The sequence below is a fragment of the Cytobacillus sp. FSL K6-0265 genome, assembly GCF_038003465.1.
Lineage (GTDB): Bacteria > Bacillota > Bacilli > Bacillales > Cytobacillaceae > Cytobacillus > Cytobacillus stercorigallinarum.
The window spans coordinates 3,874,106-3,899,639 of record NZ_JBBOPE010000001.1 but is presented as its reverse complement, the minus strand read 5'-3'; the positions used below and the strand labels follow the sequence as shown (position 1 = coordinate 3,899,639).

16 protein-coding genes and 2 pseudogenes are annotated in these 25,534 nt (G+C 33.4%); 14 read left to right on the top strand and 4 right to left on the bottom strand.

The genetic code is table 11. The features are described from left to right. Nucleotides 1–8 precede the first annotated feature (8 nt). From MHH73_RS19745 to MHH73_RS19730, 4 genes are read left to right on the top strand one after another with little or no spacing between them, the layout of a single operon-like run. Nucleotides 9–530 (top strand): KdsC family phosphatase, encoded by a 522-nt coding sequence (locus MHH73_RS19745; RefSeq protein WP_191813201.1) that lies wholly within the window; start codon nt 9–11, stop codon nt 528–530. A gap of 12 nt (nt 531–542) precedes the next feature. Next, nucleotides 543–962 (top strand): HIT family protein, encoded by a 420-nt coding sequence (locus tag MHH73_RS19740; RefSeq protein WP_341068886.1) that lies wholly within the window; start codon nt 543–545, stop codon nt 960–962. A 20-nt stretch (nt 963–982) separates the two neighbouring features. After that, nucleotides 983–3,187, top strand: a complete 2,205-nt coding sequence (locus MHH73_RS19735; protein ID WP_341068884.1) for a capsular polysaccharide export protein, LipB/KpsS family — start codon at nt 983–985, stop codon at nt 3,185–3,187. Next, nucleotides 3,184–4,296 (top strand): capsular polysaccharide export protein, LipB/KpsS family, encoded by a 1,113-nt coding sequence (locus MHH73_RS19730; RefSeq protein ID WP_191813195.1) that lies wholly within the window; start codon nt 3,184–3,186, stop codon nt 4,294–4,296. The genes MHH73_RS19735 and MHH73_RS19730 overlap by 4 nt, the downstream gene beginning before the upstream one ends. Here the strand turns inward: MHH73_RS19730 and MHH73_RS19725 are convergent. Beyond that, on the bottom strand, nt 4,293–4,799 hold the full coding sequence (locus MHH73_RS19725; RefSeq protein ID WP_318245463.1) for a sigma-70 family RNA polymerase sigma factor: 507 nt from the start codon (nt 4,797–4,799) through the stop codon (nt 4,293–4,295). The genes MHH73_RS19730 and MHH73_RS19725 overlap by 4 nt on opposite strands. Before the next feature lie 465 nt (nt 4,800–5,264). Here MHH73_RS19725 and MHH73_RS19720 point away from each other — a divergent pair, with 465 nt between their 5' ends. The 7 genes and pseudogenes from MHH73_RS19720 (at nt 5,265) to tagH (MHH73_RS19690) (ending at nt 15,944) form a co-directional block, all read left to right on the top strand. Then, nucleotides 5,265–7,493: a bifunctional glycosyltransferase/CDP-glycerol:glycerophosphate glycerophosphotransferase gene (locus MHH73_RS19720; RefSeq protein WP_341068881.1), complete on the top strand. Its 2,229-nt coding sequence runs from the start codon at nt 5,265–5,267 to the stop codon at nt 7,491–7,493. 12 nt (nt 7,494–7,505) lie between these two features. Then, nucleotides 7,506–8,837, top strand: a complete 1,332-nt coding sequence (locus MHH73_RS19715) for a glycosyltransferase family 2 protein (RefSeq protein ID WP_341068879.1) — start codon at nt 7,506–7,508, stop codon at nt 8,835–8,837. Nucleotides 8,838–9,000: 163 nt separating this feature from the next. Next, nucleotides 9,001–9,894, top strand: coding sequence for a UTP--glucose-1-phosphate uridylyltransferase GalU (gene galU / locus MHH73_RS19710; protein WP_341068877.1), 894 nt, complete (start codon nt 9,001–9,003; stop codon nt 9,892–9,894). Nucleotides 9,895–9,935: 41 nt separating this feature from the next. After that, nucleotides 9,936–12,461, top strand: coding sequence for a glycosyltransferase (locus MHH73_RS19705; RefSeq protein WP_341068875.1), 2,526 nt, complete (start codon nt 9,936–9,938; stop codon nt 12,459–12,461). 165 nt (nt 12,462–12,626) lie between these two features. Continuing rightward, nucleotides 12,627–13,460: an ABC transporter permease gene (locus MHH73_RS19700; protein WP_191813187.1), complete on the top strand. Its 834-nt coding sequence runs from the start codon at nt 12,627–12,629 to the stop codon at nt 13,458–13,460. A 14-nt stretch (nt 13,461–13,474) separates the two neighbouring features. After that, nucleotides 13,475–14,260: pseudogene (tagH, locus tag MHH73_RS19695) on the top strand (teichoic acids export ABC transporter ATP-binding subunit TagH); the annotation flags it as partial. 121 nt (nt 14,261–14,381) lie between these two features. Beyond that, the gene (gene tagH, locus MHH73_RS19690) at nt 14,382–15,944 is read left to right on the top strand and encodes a teichoic acids export ABC transporter ATP-binding subunit TagH (protein ID WP_341068871.1); all 1,563 of its coding nucleotides are present in this window, start codon (nt 14,382–14,384) and stop codon (nt 15,942–15,944) included. A gap of 50 nt (nt 15,945–15,994) precedes the next feature. On the opposite strand, the gene tagU is transcribed toward tagH (MHH73_RS19690), so the two are convergent. Further along, nucleotides 15,995–16,918 carry a polyisoprenyl-teichoic acid--peptidoglycan teichoic acid transferase TagU gene (gene tagU / locus MHH73_RS19685; protein WP_191813181.1) on the bottom strand — a complete coding sequence of 308 codons (924 nt, stop codon included), beginning with the start codon at nt 16,916–16,918 and terminating at the stop codon, nt 15,995–15,997. A gap of 254 nt (nt 16,919–17,172) precedes the next feature. Between tagU and MHH73_RS19680 the strand changes: the two genes are divergently transcribed. Both MHH73_RS19680 and MHH73_RS19675 read left to right on the top strand, forming a co-directional pair. Further along, nucleotides 17,173–19,596 (top strand): N-acetylmuramoyl-L-alanine amidase, encoded by a 2,424-nt coding sequence (locus MHH73_RS19680; RefSeq protein WP_341068868.1) that lies wholly within the window; start codon nt 17,173–17,175, stop codon nt 19,594–19,596. A 182-nt stretch (nt 19,597–19,778) separates the two neighbouring features. Beyond that, a pseudogene (locus MHH73_RS19675) lies at nt 19,779–20,808 on the top strand (acyltransferase family protein). A gap of 14 nt (nt 20,809–20,822) precedes the next feature. Here the strand turns inward: MHH73_RS19675 and MHH73_RS19670 are convergent. After that, nucleotides 20,823–22,004: a CDP-glycerol glycerophosphotransferase family protein gene (locus tag MHH73_RS19670; protein WP_225230523.1), complete on the bottom strand. Its 1,182-nt coding sequence runs from the start codon at nt 22,002–22,004 to the stop codon at nt 20,823–20,825. Beyond that, entirely contained in the window at nt 22,004–22,396 is a 393-nt protein-coding gene (tagD, locus tag MHH73_RS19665) for a glycerol-3-phosphate cytidylyltransferase (protein ID WP_191813176.1), read from the bottom strand. Before tagD ends, MHH73_RS19670 begins: the two co-directional genes overlap by 1 nt. Nucleotides 22,397–22,653: 257 nt before the next feature. Here tagD and MHH73_RS19660 point away from each other — a divergent pair, with 257 nt between their 5' ends. Then, on the top strand, nt 22,654–25,530 hold the full coding sequence (locus MHH73_RS19660) for a CDP-glycerol glycerophosphotransferase family protein (protein ID WP_341068865.1): 2,877 nt from the start codon (nt 22,654–22,656) through the stop codon (nt 25,528–25,530). The last annotated feature ends 4 nt before the right edge of the window (nt 25,531–25,534 follow it).

Sequence of the window (25,534 nt, the reverse complement as noted above, 5' to 3'; positions counted from 1 at the left end):
GCACACTGATGAAAAATATTCGCTTAATCGTGTTAGATGTTGATGGTGTGTTAACCGATGGCAAACTCTTTTTATCGAGTAGTGGTGAAGAACTAAAGGCATTTCATGTACATGATGGCATGGGAATAAGCTTAGCGAAGTTTGTTGGGATAGAGGTCGCAATTATAACAGGCCGACGATCTGCGGCGGTTGAGAAACGAGCTGCGGAACTGAATATCAACCATGTGCAGCAAGGTGTGAAAGATAAAGTATCCACCCTTTTGCAATTAGCGGGTGAACTAGATATTGATGTGAATCAAATGTGTTATATCGGTGATGATCTGAATGATATAACAGCAATGAATATGGTCGGGTTAGCAGCATGTCCAGCAAACGCGATTGAGGAAGTGAAGCAAGAGGCGGAAATCGTTGCGGAACGGATGGGTGGCAATGGTGCAGTACGGGAGATTATTGAATCCATTCTTCGTCAAAGTTTTGATTACACGGCTCTTGTAAAGGATTTTCTTAACCAACAGGCGGTCAGACAGTAAGGAGTGTTTCTTTTGAATAGCTGTGCAATTTGTGAAAAACAGCTCGCTCATAAGCGTGAAGTAATTTATAAAAATGATCGGTGGATGCTTGTTGCGGTTGAATCAAAGACTGCATTAGGCTATTTACACTTGGAAACGAAGAGACATATTGAACATTGGAGCGATTTAAACGAGGCAGAACAGCATGACTTTTTTCAGATCGTCAAAGTGGTCGAAAGCGCACTGAAAGAAGTAATTGGCAGTGAACGTTTATATATGACTTCAATGAACGAGCTTGTACGGCACCTTCATTTTCATCTTATCCCACGCCTAAAAGGGAGCGCTAAGCATGGGCTGCCATTCATTTCAGACGTCATGGGTGGAGCAGCAGCCACCTCTCTTAAGGAAGTGGATTGGGTCGAAGGATTAAAAACACATTTCGTACATGTATAAAGGAAGGAGGTATTGTACGTATGGGTTGGAAAAAAACAATAAAAAAAAGTTTAAAACAACTTTCGCTAAATAAAGGGAACGAACAAAAGCCATTTATTGAAATGGGAGAGAATTGGAGCAAAAGTGAGGCATTGCCTGTCGCTTTTATGTTCGGCTTTAATCCTTGGAAGAGGGAGCATAGCAGCAAATTTTTCTCGGAATATCGCACCGCGTTTGTTTTTGGACAAGGGGATTTAAAAAGATTGCAACCTTTCATCAAAAAGGCATCTCAGGTAGTATTTATCGTCTGGGGATTTAAAGAACCTGAAGGGCTAACTGCTTATGCAGCTAAGAAAGGTATTAAAGTCCTGCGTGTGGAAGATGGTTTTGTCCGCTCAGTAGGCTTAGGTGCAGCCCATACGTTTCCTTTATCCATCGCTGTTGATTCAAAGACGCTTTATTTCAATGCTCGGCAACCATCAGACTTAGAAGAATTATTAAATACTTACGAGGTATCAGTGGAATTGTTGCAGCGAGCAAGAAAATGTCGGCTACAGCTTATTGAACAGGGCGTATCAAAATATAACCATACTGCGCAAGCTGATATCAATAAGATATATGGTGAGAAAAAGTCAAAGCGGATTTTAGTCATTGGGCAAGTAGAAGATGACGCATCCATTCAATATGGACTAGAAGCAAAAATGACCAATAATGATCTCGTTCGTGCGGCTGCAAAAGAGCACCCAGAATGTGAAATCATTTATAAACCACATCCCGATGTTCTTGGCGGATATCGTAAGGCGTTTTCTAATCCGATGGACGTGACCGATGTGGCGAAAGTCGTAACTGAACCGCTTGGTATCGTTGATGCGCTCCAGACGATTGATCATGTGTACACAATGACTTCTCTTGTTGGCTTCGAGGCGCTTATTCGCGGTATACCAGTTACTTGTTACGGATCGCCATTTTATGCAGGCTGGGGCTTAACAACAGATAAGCAACCTAACGAGAGAAGACAACGGAAACGTACGATTGACGAGTTATTTGCGATTAGCTATCTTGTGTATCCGCGCTATATGAACCCGGATACCGGTGAACATATTCAATTAGAAGAAGCAATGAAAATCTTAATTAGACAACGTGCAGAAAGTATGGAGCTAGAGGGTGATAAGAAAAGACAAGCACTTGCCTTTTCTGAAGCTGAACAATTATATAAACAAGCATTAAATTTAGTTTATCAACCTGGAAGAGAGCAAGTGTATATTGAACTTTTAAATGATGCGAGACAATATGAAAAATGCTTGCAACTAATCGAAGAAAAACAGCAACAGAGCAGCTTACCTGACCCTCTCCATTGTGAAAAGGGCATTGCTCTTGCCGGTATTGGAGATTATCAGGCAGCACTTATCTCCTTATTGAAGGTAGAGAAAAAATCTAAGCGGCAAATGCTTGCTTTAATCAGATTACTATGGAAGATTGAAGGTCCATCAGATAGGTTATTACATGCAACAGAAGAGACGTTAAAAATGTTGGATGTCGATTTTTCTAGAGAAGATATCATGCAATTTGCAGCTATTCTTAATCATTGCGGTCACCCTTATAAGGCGAAACAGCTTTTACGAGAGAAGCAAATAGAACCAATAGACGTGCCTTATCTTTCTTTGGCAGTCAATTTTGATTACGATCAATCAAACGCCTCCACTTATAGTGAGAAAGTGGTTGTTAATCAATTGATTCAATCAGAAGGCCGTTTTCAACAACTGCTGACCACGCATAAAAAAGTAGGGATTGTACTAGAAGCGACGTCACAAGAGGCGCTGCATCATTTCTGTCAAAAATTTGATAGCGTAATTTTTGTTACGCCACCATCCTTTCCATTGATTGATCGGAACAGTTCATTCATTTTATTTGGTACCATTCATCCTGAATTGCATGAGCAGGTGAACTTATCACAGGTGGAATTATTATTATGTAATGAACCTGGTCTCCTTCATCGCTATCCGCATGGCTCAGATTATATGCGTACACTGATTGAACGAGGAGTGGAGTTACAGTCTTACCCACAAGGTTTTTATCGTGAGCTAGTTAATCAACTGGGCAGAAAACCAAGCGATTGTGAATTATTACTCTACTGGGTCGTTCAACAAACAGGAGAAAAAATAGGCGAGGAACAAATTCTATATTCAGGTAGCAGTAAAGAGAAGGATATGCTCAAATCCTACATCGTAGCAGGTGTCTTACAGTGAAAAAATGGCGAGGGTTAGCAAAGAAAGGTGTTAGGAAAGTAAACGAGATACGGCAATATACAAAAACCGTTCGCCAGGTAAAAAGGAATAATGAAACAAAACCTATAGCGTTGGCATTCTACTTTTCTCATTGGAAACAAGAGTGTGTGAAAGAATTTTTTCGTGAATATGAAATTATTTTTATCCCCCATACTTTTACTACTGTATTTTTACACGGGTTGCTTCGCATAAACAGGGAAAAAGTATTCTTAATATGGGGATCTAAACAACATGTCCAACTGGAAGATATCGCCGAAGCCTATCAAGTTCCTATCTATCGTGTAGAAGACGGCTTTGTCCGCTCTGTTGGTTTAGGGGCACTGCATACTTTGCCATACTCGTTATGCATAGACAAAACAGGTATTTATTATGATAGTACCCAACCAAGTGACTTAGAGCATTTACTCAATCATCATCAGTTTGACCAAGATATCCTAGATCGTGCAGCGCACATCATAGAAGAAATAAAAGAAAATGGCTTAAGTAAATATAACCATCTTTCACATAAAGATGTGAATGTAGTCTACGGCAGGAAAATGAATAAACGGATATTAGTCATTGGACAAGTAGAAGATGATGCTTCGATTTTGATGGGAGCGGCCAGTCGATGGACGAACAATGACCTTGTCCGCTTAGCTCGGGAGGAAAATCCTCATGCACAAATTATTTATAAGCCGCATCCTGACGTACTATCCGGCAAGAGGCCGTTGCAATCCAATCCAAAAGACGTCTCTCATCTAGCACAGATTGTCAGCGAACCAATTAGCTTGCATGATTCACTAAAAACCGTCGACCATGTTTATACTATTACTTCTTTATCCGGTTTCGAAGCGCTTATGAGAGGCATTCCCGTTACAACAGTTGGAGCCCCTTTTTACTCCAACTGGGGCTTAACAGATGATCGTCAAATGGTAGCCAGAAGAAAGCGACAACGTACACTTGTTGAAGTATTCGCTGCCGCCTATTTACTTTATCCCAAATATATGAATCCTACTACCAAAGAGCCAATCACTCTAGAAGAGACAATTCGATTGATTAATGAAGAAAGGAATGCGCCTGTTCACACTTAATGGTGCGTTCCTTCTCGCCCCATCCTCTTTCTCAGGGATCTTCGTGCCCCTTCCCGCCACTGCTTCACAGCAGATATAGACACCCCCTCTTTAAGGGCAATCTCTCGAATCGAGTAATCATACATGAGCGTATACCATACCCACTTAAACTGCTTCTCCGTCAAACACCCTCGACAAATCCGCAAAAACTCTAACTCAACAGTAGAATCATCGCTCACTTCATCACTCGCCACCAATAACCAAAACTCTTCCTCTGCCACTACCCATCGCACTGAATAATTAATCGACCGCTTCAACTCATTCAACAACTTCCCCCTCACACAAGCATAAGCATAACTAATAAAAGGCTTCCCCAACCCTTCATCATATCGCTCCCATGCCTCCCACAAAGCAATCACAGCCACCTGATAATACTCCTCTTTCTCCCGATAAATCCCCAAACTCCTCATAATCTTAAAAATCATTGGCTCATACGACTGAAGCACAACCTCAAACTCCTGCACTCACCATCATCCTTATAGGAAGCGCGCTTACCGGTTTTTTCCTAGGTAGGGGTAGTTTAAAGAATTGAATAGAACATTGACAAAATAAAAAACCATATTAAATTGACGAAAAAAGTTATGCATTTCCTAAAAAATCAAAAGAATTGGTCAAAATATAGATATTTTGAAATGTTTAATTACTAAAAACAAACATGTAGTTTTAATACTTGTTGTACAAGCCAACCTAGTGAAATACTCCTAAAATTGCTATTTAAAATATAAAATTATAAATAAAGAAGGATAATAGTGGTATTGTATGGTCCTATTTTACTGATATAATAGTTTTTATGTTTGTTTTTGGACAAAGTGTATATTGTAAAATAGAGAAGATATTATTTTATCTGCACTTTTATAATGTTTGAATATACTTTAAAATGTTCATATTATAACAATTTCTTTTTTATTAGCTTTGAGAGGGGAAACAAAATGGAATTTGATATATCCGTAATTATACCTACATATAATGTAGAGCTTTATATAGATGAAGCTTTGAATTCTGTAAAGGAGCAGAGTTTCAAAGGTAGTGTTGAAGTATTAATTATAGACGATTGTTCAACTGATAAAACTCATGAACTTATTGAGGAGTTTAAAAGAGTTAATGATTCAAAAAATTTTAGTATTAAAGTTATATATCAAGAAAAAAATATGAGACAAGGTACTGCTCGGAATAGAGGTATAGAGGAATCGAAAGGGAAATACATATTCTTTTTAGATGGGGATGATATCTTAGACTCTAGTTGCTTTGAGAAATTGTTTGATAAAGCAATTGAGGGTCCCTATGATTTTGTTTTATGTGATTGGGCTTATTATTATGAGGATAAAGGGCTTGTATATGTTAATAATGATCTCTTCTTATACAAACAAGCATTATATGACATTGATTGTGAACAATTATATGAGGCACCAACTTATTTTAGTGTTAATAAGCTATATTTAAAAGAGTTTTTGATAAATAACAATATAAGGTATGGAGAGGGATATATCTATGAGGATTTTGAATTTTACGTTGATGTTGCACAAAAAGCCAATGCAATTGCAATAATCTCTAATCCTTTGTATTGGGTACGTGTAAATGAACATTCAACTACAAAAACTAATACTAAGGGGACAGAACATATAACTTCATATTTGAAAGCGGTAGAAAATAGTATTAAATTGTTTAATCCTAGAGGGAAAAGTTCATATTATCAAGTGTATAAACATTTAATACAAAAATCTATTTACTATGCTAAAAAAAGGGCTCCAATTGGATATAAAAGAAAGACTTTAAAGAAAGTTATCTCCATTTTAAATACGAAAAACCAACATTATCAAGTCCCCCTAAATATTATACCTTTAAATCATTTATTATTCCGAAGAAGGTATGTTCAGCGAAGTAAAGTTAATAGAATTTTATTTGTGGATTGGCTTCAGTCTAAAGGAAAATTAGTACCTATTTTTAAAATTGCAAAAAAATATAAAAATAAGATTAAATATAATAAGCTGACTGATTCTATTCGAAATACTAATTACTATAAAAACAAGAAGAAACAACAAAAGCTAAAGAAAATTGAGGAGTTTAATAATAGAGCGATTAATGAAAACTCTATATTATTTTTAGGGTTTGATTATAGATATATAGGAAACTCAAGATACTTTTTTGAATACCTACAGGAAAGGAAATCTCAATTTGAGATTCATTTCGTTACAAAAGATAAAAGGGTGCCTTCTGAGTTTCGAATTACTCCAAGGTCAATGAAATTCTATGAAAAATTAGCAACTTCAAAGGTTGTAATTGGAGAAAGTTGGTTGCCTCTAGATTTTAGAAAAAGACAAGGTACATATTGGCTTCAGATGTGGCATGGAACTCCCTATAAAAAATTGTTATTCGATAGTCATGAAATGTATATTTCAAAATACAACAGGAACCATAAAAAGCAGAAACAAAGAGATATTATGAGATGGGATTTTCTACTATCTGATTCCCCTAAAGCATCTGAAAAGTTTATATCTGCCTTTGTTTTTCCGAAAGAGAAAATATTAAATTTTGGTTACCCTCGAGTTCAATGGCTAAAATCAAATCAAGAAAACACAGAACTAATTGAAGTTATTAAAAAAGATTTGAATATACCAATTGGAAAAAAGGTTATTTTATACGTTCCAACATGGAGAGATTATAATTACAAATCCTCTACACCTGATAATACGTACAAATTGGATTTAAATAGCCTATTAGAAAAGTTAAACGATGATTACGTATTAATAGATAAAGATCATAGTATGAGTTTGGGTGGGAAAGAAGTAAATGGCCAGGTTATTAATCCCTCTTCAACTATTGATGTTCAAGAACTGATATTGATTTCTGACTTAATAATAAGCGACTATTCTTCAATTATATTTGATGGTCTAGCGATTAATAAGAAATTCTTATTGTATATAAATGATTTTGAGCAGTATGAAAAGGCTAGAGGGGTTTACGGAGATATTAACAAGAAATTATTAGATTTTAATTCCACAGATGTTGAAACACTAGCGAATAAAATAACTCTCTTAAATACAGAATATCCTAATGTAACTTATGAGGAAGTTAAATCAGTTTTAGCAAATATCTATACGGAAAACTCCAACTTAAAGTTAGAAAACTTTATAAAAAAGTTAGTGAATAGTAAGGAATAGAAAGGAAAAATGATGAAATTCTCAGTAATTATACCTATTTATAACTCTGGGAAGTATTTAAGTACAACTATCGAGAGTGTAATAAATCAAGATTACCCTTTAAATAATATACGAATCATCCTTATAAATGATGGTAGTACGGACAATAGCGAAAAAATATGTCATACCTATTTAGAAAAATTTCCAGATACCATAATATATAGAAAAATAAATAATAGTGGACCTTCAGTTGCTAGGAATATTGGTTTGTCCTGTGTTCCTATTACTTCGGATTATGTAGTTTTTCTTGATGCGGATGATAAGTTGAGTTTGGATTACTTAAACAATGCTTGTTTGTTCTTTACCGCTAACCCTACAGTTAATATCGCCGTTTCACCTATTATTTATTTTGGAAGAGTACAAGGAGAACATAAATTAAATTATAGATTCAGTAGTAAAAATGATAGGGTTATAGATATAACTAGAGAATATAATAGTCCACATTTCTATATTGGTGGGACAATTTTCCGGACTAGTGTTCTAAATGATCTAGGTTTGACGTTTAGGTCTGATATTAGTTTTTTTGAAGACGCTTTTTTTGTGAATCAATTTATACTTTCTGTGGAGAAATATGGTCTTATAAAAAATAGTAAATATTTTTATAGGAAAAGAGAAGAACAAAATTCTTTGGTTGATATAAATTGGGAGAAGAGGGATAGGTACATCCCTCTTTTAAAAAAATCATATAGTCCATTATTAAAGTTATCAATTGAAATGGATAATAATACTTTACCTTACATGAGTTATTTAATAATTTACCACTTAAGACTTTTTTTAATTTCTAAAAATTACAGTAAAATGTTAAATGTATTGGAAGAATCGGAAGTAGAAGAATTTATATACCTTATGCGGTTACTTTTGGGGAAAATAGAAGATAAATATATTCTAAACCAAAACTTTAAAACAATAGAAAAGAAGGTATTATTGAAGGTCAAATATGGTAAACAATACGATGTTAATAAATTTTCTTCTTTTAGGAAAATTATTATTGAGAAGTTACGACTGAAATATCTTTATTTCCAGATTGAAGGTACTTCATTTAATAGAGAAGTTTTTGTTAAATACAAAAATAAAATAATACCGTGTACTATTAAAAATAGTGAAGAATTAGTAGTACAACAATTTGCAATTACAACATCTCAAAAAAGCTTCAAATTTATAGTAGATATTCCGTGGTATATTTCGGAGTTTGAATTATTTGTAAAGGAAAATGAGGAAATTACCTCGACTCGGAAGGTGAACCTCTTTACAAAATTAATTAGCACCGTAAAAAAAGAATTAATTAGTAAGTCCATTAAAAATTAAATCTTCTATAGGGTAAAAACCTTAAGCTATTAGTTTAAGGTTTTTTTATAAGGACAAATGTAATTATAAAAAATTTTTAGATATATTTATTATGAAAAACATGGTAAATTATCTTTTATATACTATTTTTTAGAAAATTAAAACATTACAAAGGAGTCCTTCAATGTCTAGTGTAAAAAAAGCCATTATCCCAGCAGCCGGATTAGGAACAAGGTTCTTACCAGCTACAAAAGCTATGCCTAAAGAAATGCTCCCTATTGTGGATAAGCCGACTATTCAGTACATAATCGAGGAGGCTGTAGCTTCAGGTATTGAAGACATTATCATTGTAACAGGGAAAGGGAAGAGGGCAATCGAAGATCATTTTGATTATGCTCCAGAGTTAGAGAAGAACCTCTTAGATAAAGGGAAGTTAGATATTTTAGAAAGGGTAAGACACCCCTCTAAAATTGCCAATATTCATTATATAAGACAACAGGAACCAAAAGGTCTTGGACATGCAATTTGGTGTGCAAGGAATTTTATTGGCAATGAACCATTTGCTGTGTTACTAGGTGATGATATAGTGCAAAGTGATGTCCCATGTATTAAACAGTTAATAAATCAATATGATTTACTTGGGAGTTCAATTGTAGGTGTTCAGACTGTAGAAGCAGATGAAACCGATCGTTATGGTATTATTGATCCATTAAGTAATAATGGTAGACTGTATGAGGTGTGTCAATTTCTTGAAAAGCCCTTAAAAGGTACTGCCCCCTCTAACCTAGCTATAATGGGAAGGTATGTTTTGACCCCTGATATTTTTAGGTATCTAGAAAATCAAGAGATTGGTGCTGGTGGGGAAATTCAATTGACTGATGCTATTCAAGCATTGAATGAATATAAGTCGGTATTTTGCTATGATTTTGAGGGAACAAGATATGACGTAGGAGAAAAATTAGGGTTTATTAAAACTACGATAGAGTTCTCGCTCCAGAATGAGGAGTTAAAAGAAGATATTATGAAAATATTAGTAAATATAGTAGAATCAAATAAAAATAAAGAATACTCAAAATAGTAGTAATTAGCACATTTTTAATGAAAGAGGAGCAGATCATTTTGGCAAGTAATCTAATGAAATACTTCAGTCGCAAAATTCCTTTTATTAAACAACCTATACGTGATTATATTAGGAATGAACGGTTTAAGATTCGCGCGAAGTATAATTATTATGTGAATCATTTAAAAGTGGAAGATCGAGTGATTTTGTATGAGGCATATCATGGTAAGAGTTTTACGTGTAATCCATTAGCTATTTTTTTAGCATTTGAAAAAAGAACTGATTTCGATCAGTTTCTTCATATTATAGTCGTGAATGAAAAAGATTCTTTTGTAGACGCATTACCAAAAAGAAAAAATATTAAAGTTGTGGCAGTAGATGATGATCTTTATTTAAAATCCTTAGCTACTGCCAAATATTTAATTAATAATACGTCCTTTCCTTATTATTTCATAAAAAGAGAAGGTCAAGTATATGTGAATACATGGCATGGGACACCTCTTAAGACGTTAGGCAAGGATATTAAACTAGCGGGTATGACCGATCATATGAATATCCAGAGAAATCTTTTGCAAACAGATATATTAGTTAGTCCTAATCAGTTTACATATGAAAAACTATTGTCTTCCCATGATATTTATGAAATCTTTCCAGGTTATGTAGCTGATATTGGTTATCCTCGTGTCGATCAAACACTACATGCTTCAAAAGAGAATGTATTATCACAATTAGGGGTACCGAGTGGAACGAAGGTGATATTATATGCTCCAACCTGGCGGGGGACGGTAGGAGATGAGGCAGATATGAGTGAGCAATTACTTCAGGATGTCCTCCAATTAAAGAGGAAATTAGGCAGTGAATATACTGTATTACTGAAGTCTCATTATTTTGCTTTTAAGTACTTTGAGGAAAATCAAAAACAAGAGCTATGTGTACCAAATGGCATCGATACAAATTTATTACTATCAGCAGTCGATATTTTAATAACTGATTATTCTAGCATTTTCTTTGACTTCTTACCGACCGGGCGATCAGTCATTTTCTATGGAGATGATATTGAACAATATAGTCATGAGAGAGGATTCTATCTCCCGATTGATCAATTACCTGGACCACTCACTCAACAATTAGAAGAAGTGTTTGAGTATATTAAAAATATCGACTTAGAGCAAGAGAAATATAATGAGAAGTACAAAAAATATCAAGATCAGTTTTGTTATAATGATGATGGACAGGCTGCTTCAAGACTGTTATCAATCCTATTAGACAACGAACAGAAGCATTTAATCAAAACGGAAACAAATAAAGAGAAAATTATTATGTATTGCGGAGCTTTCTATAACAATGGCATAACGATGTCTGCTTTAACCTTATTAAATGCGATTGATTATGATAAATACGAAGTGGTTGTCATAGAGAATCCAAAAGGTTCTGAAGAAAAATGGGTGAATATTAAAAGAGCTAACCCTAACGTTCATTTTATTTATCGACCTGGGGTTCTTGGTAGAACAGTTCTCGATAGCTATAAACATCAGTGGATCTTGAATCGAGGTGTCAGTGGACAAATCGTAGAAAAGGTACTCCCAGCACATTTATATTATAATGAGTTTCGTCGGTTAGTTGGTGATGTGAATTTTGATCATGCAATAAATTTTGGTGGTTATAATGATTTTTGGAGTCTCTTGTTTGCCTTTTCGCGAATAAAGAATAAATCTATCTATCTTCATAATGATATGATGGAAGAATTTAATAAGAAAATCAAAGGGAAATTTAAACATAAAAAGAATCTAAAAGTGATTTTCTCTATTTATAAATATTATGATAGAATCATCTCAGTAGCAGAATCGACGCATGAAACGAATATGAAAAACTTACAGCAGTTAGTGCCAGATAGTCACAAAAAAATGACTTATGTCAATAATCTAGTTGATAGTAACCGTGTAAAGACACTGATGAATCAGTATGATTATATCGAAGTTAGCGGGAATAATTATCTTGTTACGGACCAATTAGCCGAGTCTGTTAAGTTAACTATTCAAGGAGTCATTGCTCCTGAAGAGGGAGATGTGAACTTTGTCACTGTCGGTAGACTTTCACCTGAAAAGGGTCATGAAAAATTAATTCATGCATTTTGGACTCTATACCAATACGATCAAGATATTAAGCTTTATATCGTTGGGGAAGGACCACTTAAAGAATCATTGCAATCTCTTATTCATAAGTTAAAAATGAATGATCGCATTATTTTAGTGGGGCAACTATCTAATCCCTTTGCTCTTATTAATCAGTGTGATTGTTTTGTCCTTTCTTCAAATTATGAGGGGCAAGGACTCGTTCTACTCGAGACATTGATTATAGGTAAACCGATTATAGCAACAGATGTAACAGGTGTTAGAAGTGTCCTTAAAGAAGGCTATGGTGAGTTAGTAGAGAACAATCAAGAAGCATTGGCTGAAAAGTTAATTCAATTTGTTGAGCGTTACCGACAAAAATGTTTACCTGAGAGAAGTTTATTTCATGACGAACAATATAATCAAGAAGCATTAAACCAATTTTATGGTAAAGTACTAGGTAAATCATTATAATATTGTTATCGGTAATGTAAGGGAATTATTTATCTTTTAATTCCCTTTTTATTTTTGCTCTGTCGCAACAGAAAATGACAATTTCATCATTCAATGATAAAATATTTTCTCGGGGAGAGTAATTCATTGTTAAAAGAAAATTAAAGGCACGGAAAGGAAAAACGCATGCGTTCTGTAGTGACAGTTTTAAAAGAACAAATCAAAAGTTTTTATTTAGTTAGACGCCTTTCTGTTTATGAAATGAAAAGTGCGAACAGAAACAACTATTTAGGGATTCTATGGGAAATTATCAACCCTATGATTCAAATTGCGATCTATTGGTTTGTGTTTGGCTATGGGATATTTAGATCTGTTGGTAGACCTGATGTGAATATAGGTGATGAAGTTTATATCCCCTATTTTTCTTGGATGTTATCAGGTATAGTCGTTTGGTTCTTCATTAGTCAATCGATCACAATGGGGTCAAAATCAGTTTATTCAAGAATCAAGATGGTATCCAAAATGAGTTTCCCAATGAGTGTCATACCTACCTATGTGATTTTTGCAAAGCTTTATCAACATTTAATGTTACTAGTTATTGTACTCATTATGTTCCAATTTATGGGTTATCCAATTTCTGTATACTATATACAATTACCTTATATGATGTTAGCGACCCTAATATTCTTGGTTGCGCTCTCACTAATCACCTCTACTATTTCAACAATTGTACGTGATTTTCAAATGGCTATTCAATCAGTCGTGAGGATTCTTATTTATGTATCTCCATTTTTATGGCCACCATATGCACTAAAGCCCGAGATAGTGCCAACATTAATGCAGCTGAACCCGATTTATTACTTAGCAGAAGGATATCGGGCGACGATCTTAGGTCTAAATTGGTATCCATTTGTGAATTGGGAATATAGCCTCTATTTCTGGGGAATTACTATATTATTATTTGTCGTTGGTTCGATTTTACATGTGAAATTTAGAGATCGCTTCGTAGACTTTCTATAAGATGGATGTGAATTATGGAACATTCAGTTATTTTAAACAATATTACAAAAAAATATAAAATGTATGAAGGTAATAAGGAAAAGTTATTAGATATTTTATTACCAAAAAGTTACGGTGAAGATTTTTACGCATTGCAAAATGTTAGTTTTACAGCTGAAAAAGGTGATGTTGTTGGATTTATTGGAGTGAATGGTTCTGGTAAATCCACTCTGTCCAATATCCTTGCTGGCATTATCCCACCTACTACAGGTGAGGTAACCATCAATGGGAAGACGGCATTAATTGCTGTAAATTCGGGTTTGAATAACCAATTAACAGGGCGTGAAAATATTGAATTAAAATGTCTGATGCTCGGATTTAGTAAAGCGCAGATAAAAGAGCTAGAACCGGAAATTATTGATTTTGCTGATATTGGTAAATTTATTGATCAACCAGTCAAAAGCTATTCCAGTGGGATGAAATCACGTTTAGGCTTTGCCATTTCAGTAAACATTGATCCGGATATTTTAGTGATTGATGAAGCACTTTCAGTCGGTGATCAGACATTTGCGGATAAATGCTTAGATAAGATGAATGAGTTTAAAGCAAAAGGAAAAACAATTTTCTTTATTAGTCACTCGATTGGTCAAATGAATCGTTTCTGTGAAAAGGCACTTTGGCTGGAGTATGGTGAAGTGAGAGAGTTTGGTCCGATTAAAGAAGTAATGCCAAAATATCAGGCTTTCTTAAAGGAATATAAAGCGATGAGTGCTTCCGAGAAGCGTGCTTTTAAAGAGAAGGCAATGAAGAAGCAAGCAGGACTTGTTACAAATTAAATAAATGTTTATTAAGTGTGGGGCTAAATTGATTTTTAGCCTTTTTTTCTTTGCAAAATTTGGTATAGTAAAAAGGACTAATTTAATAAATAATGGGGAAAAAGACATGGCCATTGAATCAGTTCATTTTGAAAATGTAACGAAGCGTTTTAAAATGTATCAAAACAACAAAGAAAAACTATTAGATATATTCGTACCTAAAGGATACGGTGAAGATTTCTACGGCTTGCAACACATCAATTTCACTGCTTACCAAGGGGATGTCATTGGTGTAATTGGGATTAATGGTGCTGGAAAATCAACGCTGTCCAATCTTATAACGGGAGTAGTACCTCCCACCACTGGTAATATAACGATTAATGGTAGTGCGTCGCTTATTGCTATTGCATCAGGTCTTAACAATCAATTAACAGGCAGAGAGAATATTGAATTGAAATGTCTCATGCTAGGATTTAATAAGAGAGAAATTAAGCAATTGATGCCTGAGATTATTGACTTTGCTGATATTGGGAAGTTTATCGACCAACCAGTTAAAAACTATTCTAGTGGTATGAAGTCTCGATTAGGTTTTGCTATTTCTGTTAATATTGATCCTGATATTATTGTCATTGATGAAGCCCTCTCGGTTGGTGACCAAACGTTTACTGATAAATGTTTAGATAAGATGAATGAATTTAAGCAAAAAGGTAAAACAATTTTCTTCATTAGTCATAGTATTGCACAGGTAAAGAAATTCTGCGATAAAGCCTTATGGCTAGAGGCGGGAGAAGTGAGAGATTACGGCACAATCGGAGAAATCATTCCAAAGTATGAAAAGTTCCTAAAGGATTTTAAATCTTTATCTAAAGAGGAACAGAAGAAATTCAGGCAGGACATTTTAGATAGGCGTAGTCAGTTGAATGATTATACCAACACTGAACCCAAAAATACTAACATTGGTTCTGATGATAGTCAGCGAACAAAGCCTGGTTATAAAAAATGGAAATTTATTTTAGGATTAAGTACACTCTTAATATTACTATCCGTTAGCACACTATTTCTAATAAATAACAATAACTCATCGACTCCGGCTGTGAAGAACAAATCATCTGCCGCATTAGAAGAACCGAACGTTGTCGAAGAAGAGTTAAAGGGTAAATCATTAGATATAAGGTATGTAACGGTCTCAAGTGCTAATATAAGACAAGAACCAACAATGGAGAGTGAAGCAATAGACTTTGCTATTTTTGGGTTTCCATACGAAGTATTAGAAGAGAAGGATGGATGGGCTAAAATCCAACAAAATGATAATGACGAAGGCTGGGTTAGTACAACGGTTTTGGCTAGATTAAATAATACAGTTGTTGACCCAGAGATGGATGCCAAATTAAATGGCATTGTCGGCCTTGAGTTCCCTTTAGAAAGAGTTAGGAACACTTTAGGAGAAGGACAAGTGTTGGATGAACCTCTCGAACATGCAGAATATATATATAAAGATGAAGTAATTAATGGCGTGGTTATTGATATGAATGGTCCGTCTACAGATACATTGTTTAATCAATTGGGAGAACCAGATATGCAGTTAGAAGAGACGAAATCTTTCTTATATCATGGAGAAGAATTTGATTACTTATTTCAAAGTGTAGAAGATGGAACAATAAGCTCACTGCAGTTGATTAAAAGAAGTTAAAAAAAGTCTTATTCTTAACCTAATTGGTTCATAGAATAAGACTTTTCTTCTTATATATCTAAGTGTGATTTCAATTCATTTTGTACTTTTGATTTTTCTTCATTTGAAACGATTAAATACCAAATGTCATTGATGCGTTGACCATTGCCAGATATGGTTAGTTGGTCAATTTTCCCGACTGCATTTTTATAATTTTTTTGGATATCACGCATTTCATTGAAAGATAAGTTCGTTCTAACATTCTTACCTAACGCACCTAAGATGTTATCATAGTTTGTGAGGGTGTTAAGGCTCATCCCTTTTTTAATAACCCCTTGAATCACTTGACGCTGACGATCTTGACGACCGAAGTCCCCGTTTGGATCTTCTTTTCTCATTCTGACATAAGATAATGCTTCATCGCCATTTAAGGTGTTTGTCCCTTCTGAAAAAGAAGAATTCCCCTGTTCAAATGCGAGGGAACTGTTCACTGTAATACCTCCAACCGCATCAACAATATCTTTAAACCCTTCCATATTTACTTTGATATAATAATCAATTGGGATATCAAGGAAGTTTTCTACTGTGGCCATCGCCATTTCCTCATTGCCGAATGCATAAGCATGATTAATCTTATCATCAATGCCCTTACCAACAATTTCAGTACGTGTATCTCTTGGAATACTTAACATTTTCATCGATTGGTCATTTGGATTAACAGTAATAACAATGATCGTATCAGAACGCCCTTTGTCTCCACTTCTTTCATCTACTCCGAGCATTAAAACAGAAAACGGCTCTTTTTCAGTCAGTGTAAGGTCCTGCTCTCTTTTCTCTGTTTTATACTTGATTGGTTGATGCATCGTTTCCACAGCCCCTGAAACAGAACGATAGACCATAAACCCATAAATACCAACTGCAATGACCATTAGCAGAACAATGGAACCGGTTATTTTTAACCATAACCGCTTTTTTTTCTTAGGTTGGCTACGCATTTCTTTTCCCCCATACAAATGTTAATTTTTTTGATATATGTTATAGAATACCAAATTATTAGTTCAGTGGATATAAAATAAATGTAAAATAGACAATATTAGACAAAAACTCTTCTTATTCGTAAAGTGAATGTAAAAAAAATAATAAATACTGTCATATTTTAATATGTTAATATGAATGGTGGGGTATGTAGAATTTAGCACTACTGGAAAAATAGTTATAAAGTATCATAACTTTAGAAAAGGAGGAGAAAATGACTAAACTAAAGAAACATATTTCCATGTTTCTTATTGCTTTATTAGTATTCAGTGTAACTTCGAATATAGGATATGCGAATGAGATAAATGATAAAAGTGTTGAACAAGAACCAATTACATATGTTGTAAATGAAGAGCAACAAGTTGCTGTATACCTTGAAGACTCACAAGAAAGCGAGATTTTATATCATTTATTCAAAGATTCAGTGTTTGAAATCCTTGAACAAGGAGAAGAGTACTCTTATATTCAAACAAAGGATGAAGAAGAGAATGAAGTGCTTGGCTACATCCTAAATGAAGAAATTGATGAATATGCAATTGTTCAAGATAAACTTACTGAAGAAGAGCTGAGCGATGAGAAACAGGAAGAAGCGGAAGAAGCAATTGAGCCCCCTTTGACAGAAGAACCGCAAGAGAATGCTCCTAATGAGGAAGAGGCGGTAAGTGAGGAGAATACTTCTATTGACTCAACAGAAGAACAAGATAATCTTACTGAAGAGAATGAACTCACTGAAGAAAGTCAAACAGATGAATTAAAACAAGACGAAGAACAACAAGCTGTACCAGATGAACAGGAAGTAAGTGATGAGGAGCCTGTAAAATCAAGGATGCTCATGAGTAAAGCTTTAGTTACTGTACAAGGTGTTGCACTTAAAAACCCCACAAATGTTTATGCAGAATCCAGTCGAAATTCTACAGTGTTAAAGAGCTACTCACAAGGTAAAATCCTTAAATTTGAAAAGTCGAATAATCAATGGCTGCAAGCAACCGTTTATGTGAACGGTAAGGCCGTAACGGGTTACATCAATAGTGATGATGTTGACTTACTTGTTGAAAAGCAAGAGAGTTCAAGAGGAATCGTGTATAACAAAAATCTACATGTTTATGCTACGCCTTCTAAAAGCTCAAATGTCTTAAAGAGTTATAATGAAGGACATACTGTCATGTATAGTACTTATTCTGCACAATGGAATGAGGCAAGAGTTTATGCAAATGGTAAATGGCAATATGGCTTCATCCACGAAGATGATGTGATCCCAGAAAACACACCACAATCAACGTTAAATGGTGTGGTGAAAAATGAAAAACTTCATGTGTATAGCGGATTATCAAAGTCATCCAATGTGTTGAAAAGCTATAATGAAGGAAAAAGTATTAAATACAGAACACATACTGCGAATTGGTACGAAGCGACTGTCTATGTCAATGGTAAAGCAACTACAGGTTATATCCATAAAAATGATGTAATCAATGATGATGCGAAGCAAGAGACACTAAGTGGCATTGCAAAAAAACGTGTCAATGTATATAGCAGTACTTCCACTAGCTCAAGTATCCTAAAAAGCTATAGTGAAGGTAGTACTCTTAAATATAAAACCTACACGAAGAATTGGTATCAAGCTACCGTTTATGTGAATGGAAAAGCAACAACTGGATATATTCAGAAAGATGCAATGATGGATGAAGATGTAACTAGAACGAATTACAGAGGAGTTGCGACTGCTTCGCCAACAAAGGTGTATGCAGATGTATCTGCTTCATCCAATGTGCTGAAAAGCTATAGTTCAGGTTCAATCCTTAAGTATCGTTCATACACTGATAACTGGTACGAAGCAACCGTTTATGTGAATGGAAAAGCAACAAAAGGTTATATCAATAAAAAAGATGTTGAAAATAGTAAGAATCCGCAACAAAGCATCACGGGTACGGCACAGTCGGAAGTGACTGTTTATAAAAAGGCATCTACTACCTCAAGTGTACTTAAAAGTTATAGTAAAGGTTCTAAGATAAAATATAAAACTTTCACTTCGAATTGGCATGAAGTGACTGTGTATGTAAACGGAAAAGCACATACTGGTTATATTAAAACGAACACCATGGAAAAAGGCTTAAAAGGAAAAGTCATTGTGCTGGATGCTGGTCATGGTGGTCATGATCCCGGGGCAATGGGTATAGAGAAAGATTTGAATCTTAACACAGCTAATTATCTTCGCTCTTATTTAATTGCAGAAGGAGCTGAGGTAATTATGACGCGTTCTACCGATGTATATTTAACATTGGCTGAACGTGTGGAAATTAGCCATGAATATAATGCTGATGCTTTCATTAGCATTCACTATAATTCAAATCCAGACCCCAGCCCACACGGTATTGAAACCTATTATTTACCTTCTAACGAAGACGAACGAGAGTTAGCTCAGTTAATTCAAGATGGAGTTATTGCTGAAACAGGGCTAAGAGATCGTGGAGTTAAAAATAATGGGAATTTTTATGTCATACGTGAGAATCAAAATATTTCTGTATTAGTCGAACTAGGATTTTTGTCAAACCCTAATGAATACGATACTGTTACTAAAGCTGCTTATCAACAAAAGGCAGCAAAAGGAATTTTTAATGGGTTAAATCAGTATTTTAATTAATTATATTATTTCTAAAAGGTGGTTCTTACAAAAGAATCACCTTTTAAGTTATCAATAATACTAATTAGTGGTAATATAATAAAATGGTATTTCCTGATTAATATTTAATTAGCAAATTTTATATGTTATATTTAAAAAGTTATTAAATTTTTATATTGTAAAGAAATGGAGTTTGTAAAGAAATGGTGAGAGAATGGAACCTATTGCGTACAATAGCTTGTCTAAGTGTTGTGTTCCTGCATAGTTCAACACAAATTGGTAGGTCTTTCGGATATCCTAGTATAGAAAATATGTACTTTCTAAGAGTGCTCTTAACTTATGCCACTCCTACCTTTATAGTTTTATCAGAAATTATTTTAGCAAATAGATATAAGGATAAGATACCGCCCAATTTTTTCACAAAACGAATAAAGCTAATTACCATTCATTGCTTTTGCTATTATAGATGCATTAGTAGTGAACTATATGTCGGAAAGTGGTATAAACATCTTAGCTAAGATTCAAAGTAATTTAATGGGTAATTTTATAGGTTATTTTATTTTAATTATCTTTCAATTTTACATTTTACATTATCTGATAGTAAAATTCAGGATTTCGGTTTTGAAATTATTGCCCTGGAGTATCTTCATTATGGTGGCGCACTTATATATCTTAAATAGTGAAATTCCATTTGTAGTTGAGAACAGAGCTATGTTGAAATTGCCTTTTACTGCTTGGTTTGGTTATTTTACTGTTGCGTTTCTAATAGGGGCTTACTATGAAAAAATTATAGGTTTCTTGAAAACATATAAATGGATTCCGACAATTGCATTAACTTATGTAATCATACTTATTTTAATTGGATTCGAAGGCGGTTATAACCAAGTTGATTCTAGAAGACTAGATATTTTCCCACTATCTATAGCAATAAGCTTGACGATATTAGCTTGGGGGCAACTACTTCCGAACATAAATATAGTAAATAAAATTAGTAACTATTCATTAGGTATTTATCTTGTTCATTGGCAAGTACAAAGGATTTTTACGCCTTACTTGACAGAGAGTATACCTAATTTATCACCATATGTTTTGGTTGTAATATTATTTTTATTCTCTGTTGCTTTCTCAATGGTGCTCATAAAATTGATTTCGTTCCTACCCTTTGGAAAATATATAATAGGGAATACAAAACGAAAGTTTGATAAAAGTAAAACAACTCCTCAATTGAATTAATTTGGGGAGTTGTTTTACTTATTAATGAGTGAATGAATATATTTAGCTATTTCTTTACTGGAATTTCCGTTTGAATATTGATTCCATTCTTGTTTGAATTTCTTTACTTCATCTATATTAAAGTCACTTTCAATTATTGTTGAGATTATTTTTGAAGTAGATGAAACTACTGGCCCAGGAACTAATTGATGATAATCCTCCCAAAAGCCTCTTTCATTTTTATATTTGTCAAAATCATATGGATAGAAAATCATGGGCTTTTCTAAGATAGAATACTCGAAAGGCAATGATGAGTAATCAGTAATTAGAATATCAGTAATAAAGAGCAAGTCATTGGTGTTAGACATTTTTGAGAAATCATAGACAAAATGACTACAACTTTTAGGTATGTCAACACCTTGTTTAATTGCAGGATGTAATTTAAGTAATAAAATATACCCTCTTGTTGCAAGTTCTGTAGTCATCAATTCCAAATCAAGGTTTAGCTCAAAATTTTCAAGATCCTCGTTTCGATACGTAGGTGCATATAAAAGAATCTTCTTTCCGCGTAAATGTGGGAACTTACGGTATAACTGCTCTTTTTTTTCCTCTATGAGTACCTGATTATAAAAGATATCAGTTCGAGGAATACCAGATTTAATAAATCTTGAATCATCTAATCCAAAAGCCTTTTTGAATATTTCTTGCATCTTATCTGAACCAACGATAATCTTATGAAATTGATTGTAGACTTTATGAAATCGATTCATTGCTGCAGGTGTTCGTGTGTTGTTTCCGGGATCTAATAAACCGAATTTTTTTATAGCTCCATTTGCATGCCAAAGTTGGATGCAAGTTACATCCTTTTTAAACTTGATTGCGGATAAGAAGCCAAAATAATTATCTACAAAGATTACTTTAGATGTAGCTAAGTGAAATATCCCTTTTATAAATTGGAAAGGTGACCGCAAGTTAAATAATAAAATATCTGTATGAGCATCTTTATATTGTGTAAGGTAGTTAATGAAGTCTTTCCTTGTTAAAAAAATAGTGCGACAAGTATAATCTTGTCGCTTTTGTTCATTATATATATTAATATTATTCTCTAAAAAGGAAGTGACATAAACAACTTTATTTTGCACAGGAAATAGTTTAAAGAGTTGGAAAAGTAAACGAAAAGTAAATAAATAAAAGAATATTAGAAGTTCTCTAATCATCACTTTACTTTAAAGAGATCTTGTTTTATTTGTGAGGTAGAGATACCAACCGTTCTTGGTAAATAAATTACGTCACAATATTCATTTAGATAATCAAATTTCCCTTCCCAATCATCACCCATTACAAAGATGTCAATATTATGTTTAATTATGTCTTCTATTTTTTGTTCCCAGGTGTTCTCAGGGATTACTTTGTTAACATATCGAATAGATTCAAGAATCATTTTTCTGTTTTCATATGAGTGATATGCTTCTTTATTTTTTAATTTGTTAAATTCGTCGGAAGAAATAGCGACTGTTAAGTGGTCACCAAGGCTTTTAGCGCGTTTTAAAAGATTAATATGACCCCAGTGAAGTAGGTCGAATGTGCCGTATGTTATTACCTTTTTCATTAGAGTTACCTCCGAGTATTTGACATAAACTTTATATGGTTTGATAATATTTTCTATAGATGATACTCATTATTTTATTTTATGATATATAAATTTTTTTATCAAGTATTAGTAAGTATTACATAGAAGTGGCAAATGTTAATTAATTAAGTAATTGTTGAATAGCATTTAATATTCGTCTAAAATTGCTATTAGATAAAAATGGAGTATTTTTAAATGTTTACTGAAAGAAGGTTTTTACAATAAACACGAAAAACATGTTTGACTTTGCGAAAAAAGTTAAAAGAAAAGTTAGTCGTAAATTAAAAACTGAAAAGCAAAAGACAAAAGAGTATATTATCAATAATTTACTGAGTTATGGTGAATTAATGGACATAAAAGATGATGACTCAAAAATTGTTTTTAAAATAAAAGTTGAAAATAAGTTAGCTAATCATAAAAACATAAAACTTCTCTTTCATACAAAAGATGGTGAAGTATTCCAACAAATAGAAGGTATTAATCAAGAGAAACAGTCAAATGTCATTGAATTTATTATATCCAAAAGTGATATTTTGTTACCACCCAATAAGCGAACCTACCATGTTTCATTATTGATAGGAAAGAAAAAAATCAGGGTAAGGTTTTCGGATTGTTTCGTTCACAAAGATTTTCAGTACTTTTTAAGTAATTCCCATCTATTCTTACTTAGATGGGATAGGCACAATCGAGTTTTCTTCAAAATAAGTTATCTAAATGGAGAAATGGAATCTATATACGATATACCCAATACAATTGAATCGATTCGTTATGAAGAGAAGATCATTAAATTAAGTGGCTCTATTTATTTGAACTTCCTGGATGAAGAAATATTAAAAGAACAATTTTTCTTGGAAATAAGAAGACCTAACGGATATAGTGTAAAAACACCGATGAGTATAAATGGAAACCAATACACAGCAAATATTATACTGGAAAACACTTCTTTTTCTATAAAAGGAAAATGGAAGTTTTTTATTACAGTTAATCATGATACACAAAGTTTTCGCTTTCCTATGTACGTGCGAAATGAAAAAGCGAAAGAAAATACTGTTGAATTTTTTCTCCCTACCCATCGTGAAACGATGCATTTTCGTACTAAAGTAATCAACGGAAAAATATACGCTCATACAAGGTATTTATCTATCCGACCTAATAATATTTACTTTAAAAGAGAACAGAACATAGTAACTGTAACTCTGGAATTTACAAAAGATAAGATAGAAATCTTTAACGAGAGCGAGTCAGATATATTCTTACGTTTAAGGCAAAGGGATACAAATGAATTTACTAGCATTAAAATGGATAAAGAAGTAAAAGAAGACGTTTTAATGATATATACCAAATTGGATTATTCAATATTAGGTTATGATGCACTTGATAGACCAAGAAGATGGGATTTATTTATTGGTGTTGAAACAATTGAATCACAATATATTGATTTTCGGATTATTAATAATGTCATAAATAAAATTAAAAATTCGACAACTTATATTTTTGAGAATCAAAGGGATTGTTATTTCTTTGAATTCTACGGTACGAGGTATAATAAGCTTTCGTTAGTATATTCTCGTGCAAGGTTGAACAAATTTGTTAGCAAGTTCTATATGAAAGATCATCATTTTTATTTAGAAGGACAAATATATTTCGAATCGGAGTTCGTTAGAGAAAATATACAATATCACCCTTATATTGAATTAATTAATAGAAGAAATATGGAGGCTATCAGATATGAGGCCTCGGTTAAAAATGAGAGAGACTTCATCGTCTCCATTCCGATAAGTGAGTTCAAATCAATTGTGGATGAATTTAAAGAGATAATAGACTTTTATTTGATATTAGAAGGAGAATCGATTTTTCGGAAAGTGAAATTAGGATTAAGAGAGTATACGTATCACAAAGATAAAGTATTTCTTGATTTTATTTCAGAAGATGATACTCAAACGTATGAGTATAACTTAACTACTACTCCGAAAGGTAATATTAAATTTGAAAGCTTTATTTTTGAAAATAAGATCTATAAAGAAATGAAGACTATTTCTAAAACGCCCCAAAGTAATGAAATATGGCTTGTTGGGGAAAGGCCTGATACTGCTCAGGATAATGGCTATAGATTTTTTGAGTACTGCCGTAATCACTTTCCTGAGTTGCAGGTTTATTATGTAATTGATGGAAAATCCCCTGATATAGAGAAAGTTTCAGCATTCGGTAACGTCCTAGAAATAGGTAGCATTGAACACATTAAAAAGAGCTTACAGGCAAGTGCATTTATTGGTACTCATGATTTGGATTATATTCTTCCTTTTAAAGGAATAAAATATGAAAACTATAGAAAAGCAAAAAAAATCTTTTTGCAGCATGGTGTTTTAGGTAGAAAAAATGTTCCATATCATAAGGTTTACTATGAGTACCCTTTTGATTTATTCATTGTATCGTCTCAGGCAGAGAAGGATATGGTTATTGAGCAGTTTGGATATAATGAAGTTGAAGTGGTAGTTACTGGTTTGGCTAGATTCGATAAATTACAAGAGAATCATCACCCAAAAAGAGAAATCTTACTTATTCCTACATGGAGAGAATGGATTAATAGTGAAGATAATTTAATCCAATCAAGTTACTTTGAAAAATACATGGGATTTATTCAATCGCAAGAATTATCATTAGTGCTTGAAAAATATAATTTAAGATTGAATTTCTATCCTCATTATAGAATGCAACAATATATTAAGGATCATGTTCCTATGAATAACAATAGGATTAAACTTGTAGAATTTGGAGAAAAAAGTGTTCAGGAGCTTTTGAAAGAAAATTCAATAATGGTTACAGATTACTCTTCAGTTTCCTTTGATTTTACTTTCTTAGGTAAGCCTGTAATCTATTTTCACTTTGATTCCGATTTATTTTTTGCAAATGGCATACTAAGACCAATAGAAGAAACTTTTCTAGGAGATATTGTTTCTTCACATGAAGAATTAGTCAATAAAATTGAAGAGGCAGTATTAAGGGATTTTAAAGAAAGGCCTGATATAATGACACGGAAATCTGATATATTTTCGGTGTTAGATAAAAATAATAATGAAAGAATTTTTAATTGCATTAACCATTTAAGAAAATAGTAAA

What these genes read in the sequence shown, in the direction of transcription:
- MHH73_RS19680 (WP_341068868.1), top strand. Translation starts at nt 17,173, where the DNA reads ATGACTAAACTAAAGAAACATATTTCCATGTTTCTTATTGCTTTATTA.
- MHH73_RS19735 (WP_341068884.1), top strand. Translation starts at nt 983, where the DNA reads ATGGGTTGGAAAAAAACAATAAAAAAAAGTTTAAAACAACTTTCGCTA.
- MHH73_RS19700 (WP_191813187.1), top strand. Translation starts at nt 12,627, where the DNA reads ATGCGTTCTGTAGTGACAGTTTTAAAAGAACAAATCAAAAGTTTTTAT.
- tagH (WP_341068871.1), top strand. Translation starts at nt 14,382, where the DNA reads ATGGCCATTGAATCAGTTCATTTTGAAAATGTAACGAAGCGTTTTAAA.
- MHH73_RS19660 (WP_341068865.1), top strand. Translation starts at nt 22,654, where the DNA reads ATGTTTGACTTTGCGAAAAAAGTTAAAAGAAAAGTTAGTCGTAAATTA.
- MHH73_RS19715 (WP_341068879.1), top strand. Translation starts at nt 7,506, where the DNA reads ATGAAATTCTCAGTAATTATACCTATTTATAACTCTGGGAAGTATTTA.
- MHH73_RS19745 (WP_191813201.1), top strand. Translation starts at nt 9, where the DNA reads ATGAAAAATATTCGCTTAATCGTGTTAGATGTTGATGGTGTGTTAACC.
- galU (WP_341068877.1), top strand. Translation starts at nt 9,001, where the DNA reads ATGTCTAGTGTAAAAAAAGCCATTATCCCAGCAGCCGGATTAGGAACA.
- tagU (WP_191813181.1), bottom strand. Translation starts at nt 16,918, where the DNA reads ATGCGTAGCCAACCTAAGAAAAAAAAGCGGTTATGGTTAAAAATAACC.
- MHH73_RS19720 (WP_341068881.1), top strand. Translation starts at nt 5,265, where the DNA reads ATGGAATTTGATATATCCGTAATTATACCTACATATAATGTAGAGCTT.
- tagD (WP_191813176.1), bottom strand. Translation starts at nt 22,396, where the DNA reads ATGAAAAAGGTAATAACATACGGCACATTCGACCTACTTCACTGGGGT.
- MHH73_RS19670 (WP_225230523.1), bottom strand. Translation starts at nt 22,004, where the DNA reads ATGATTAGAGAACTTCTAATATTCTTTTATTTATTTACTTTTCGTTTA.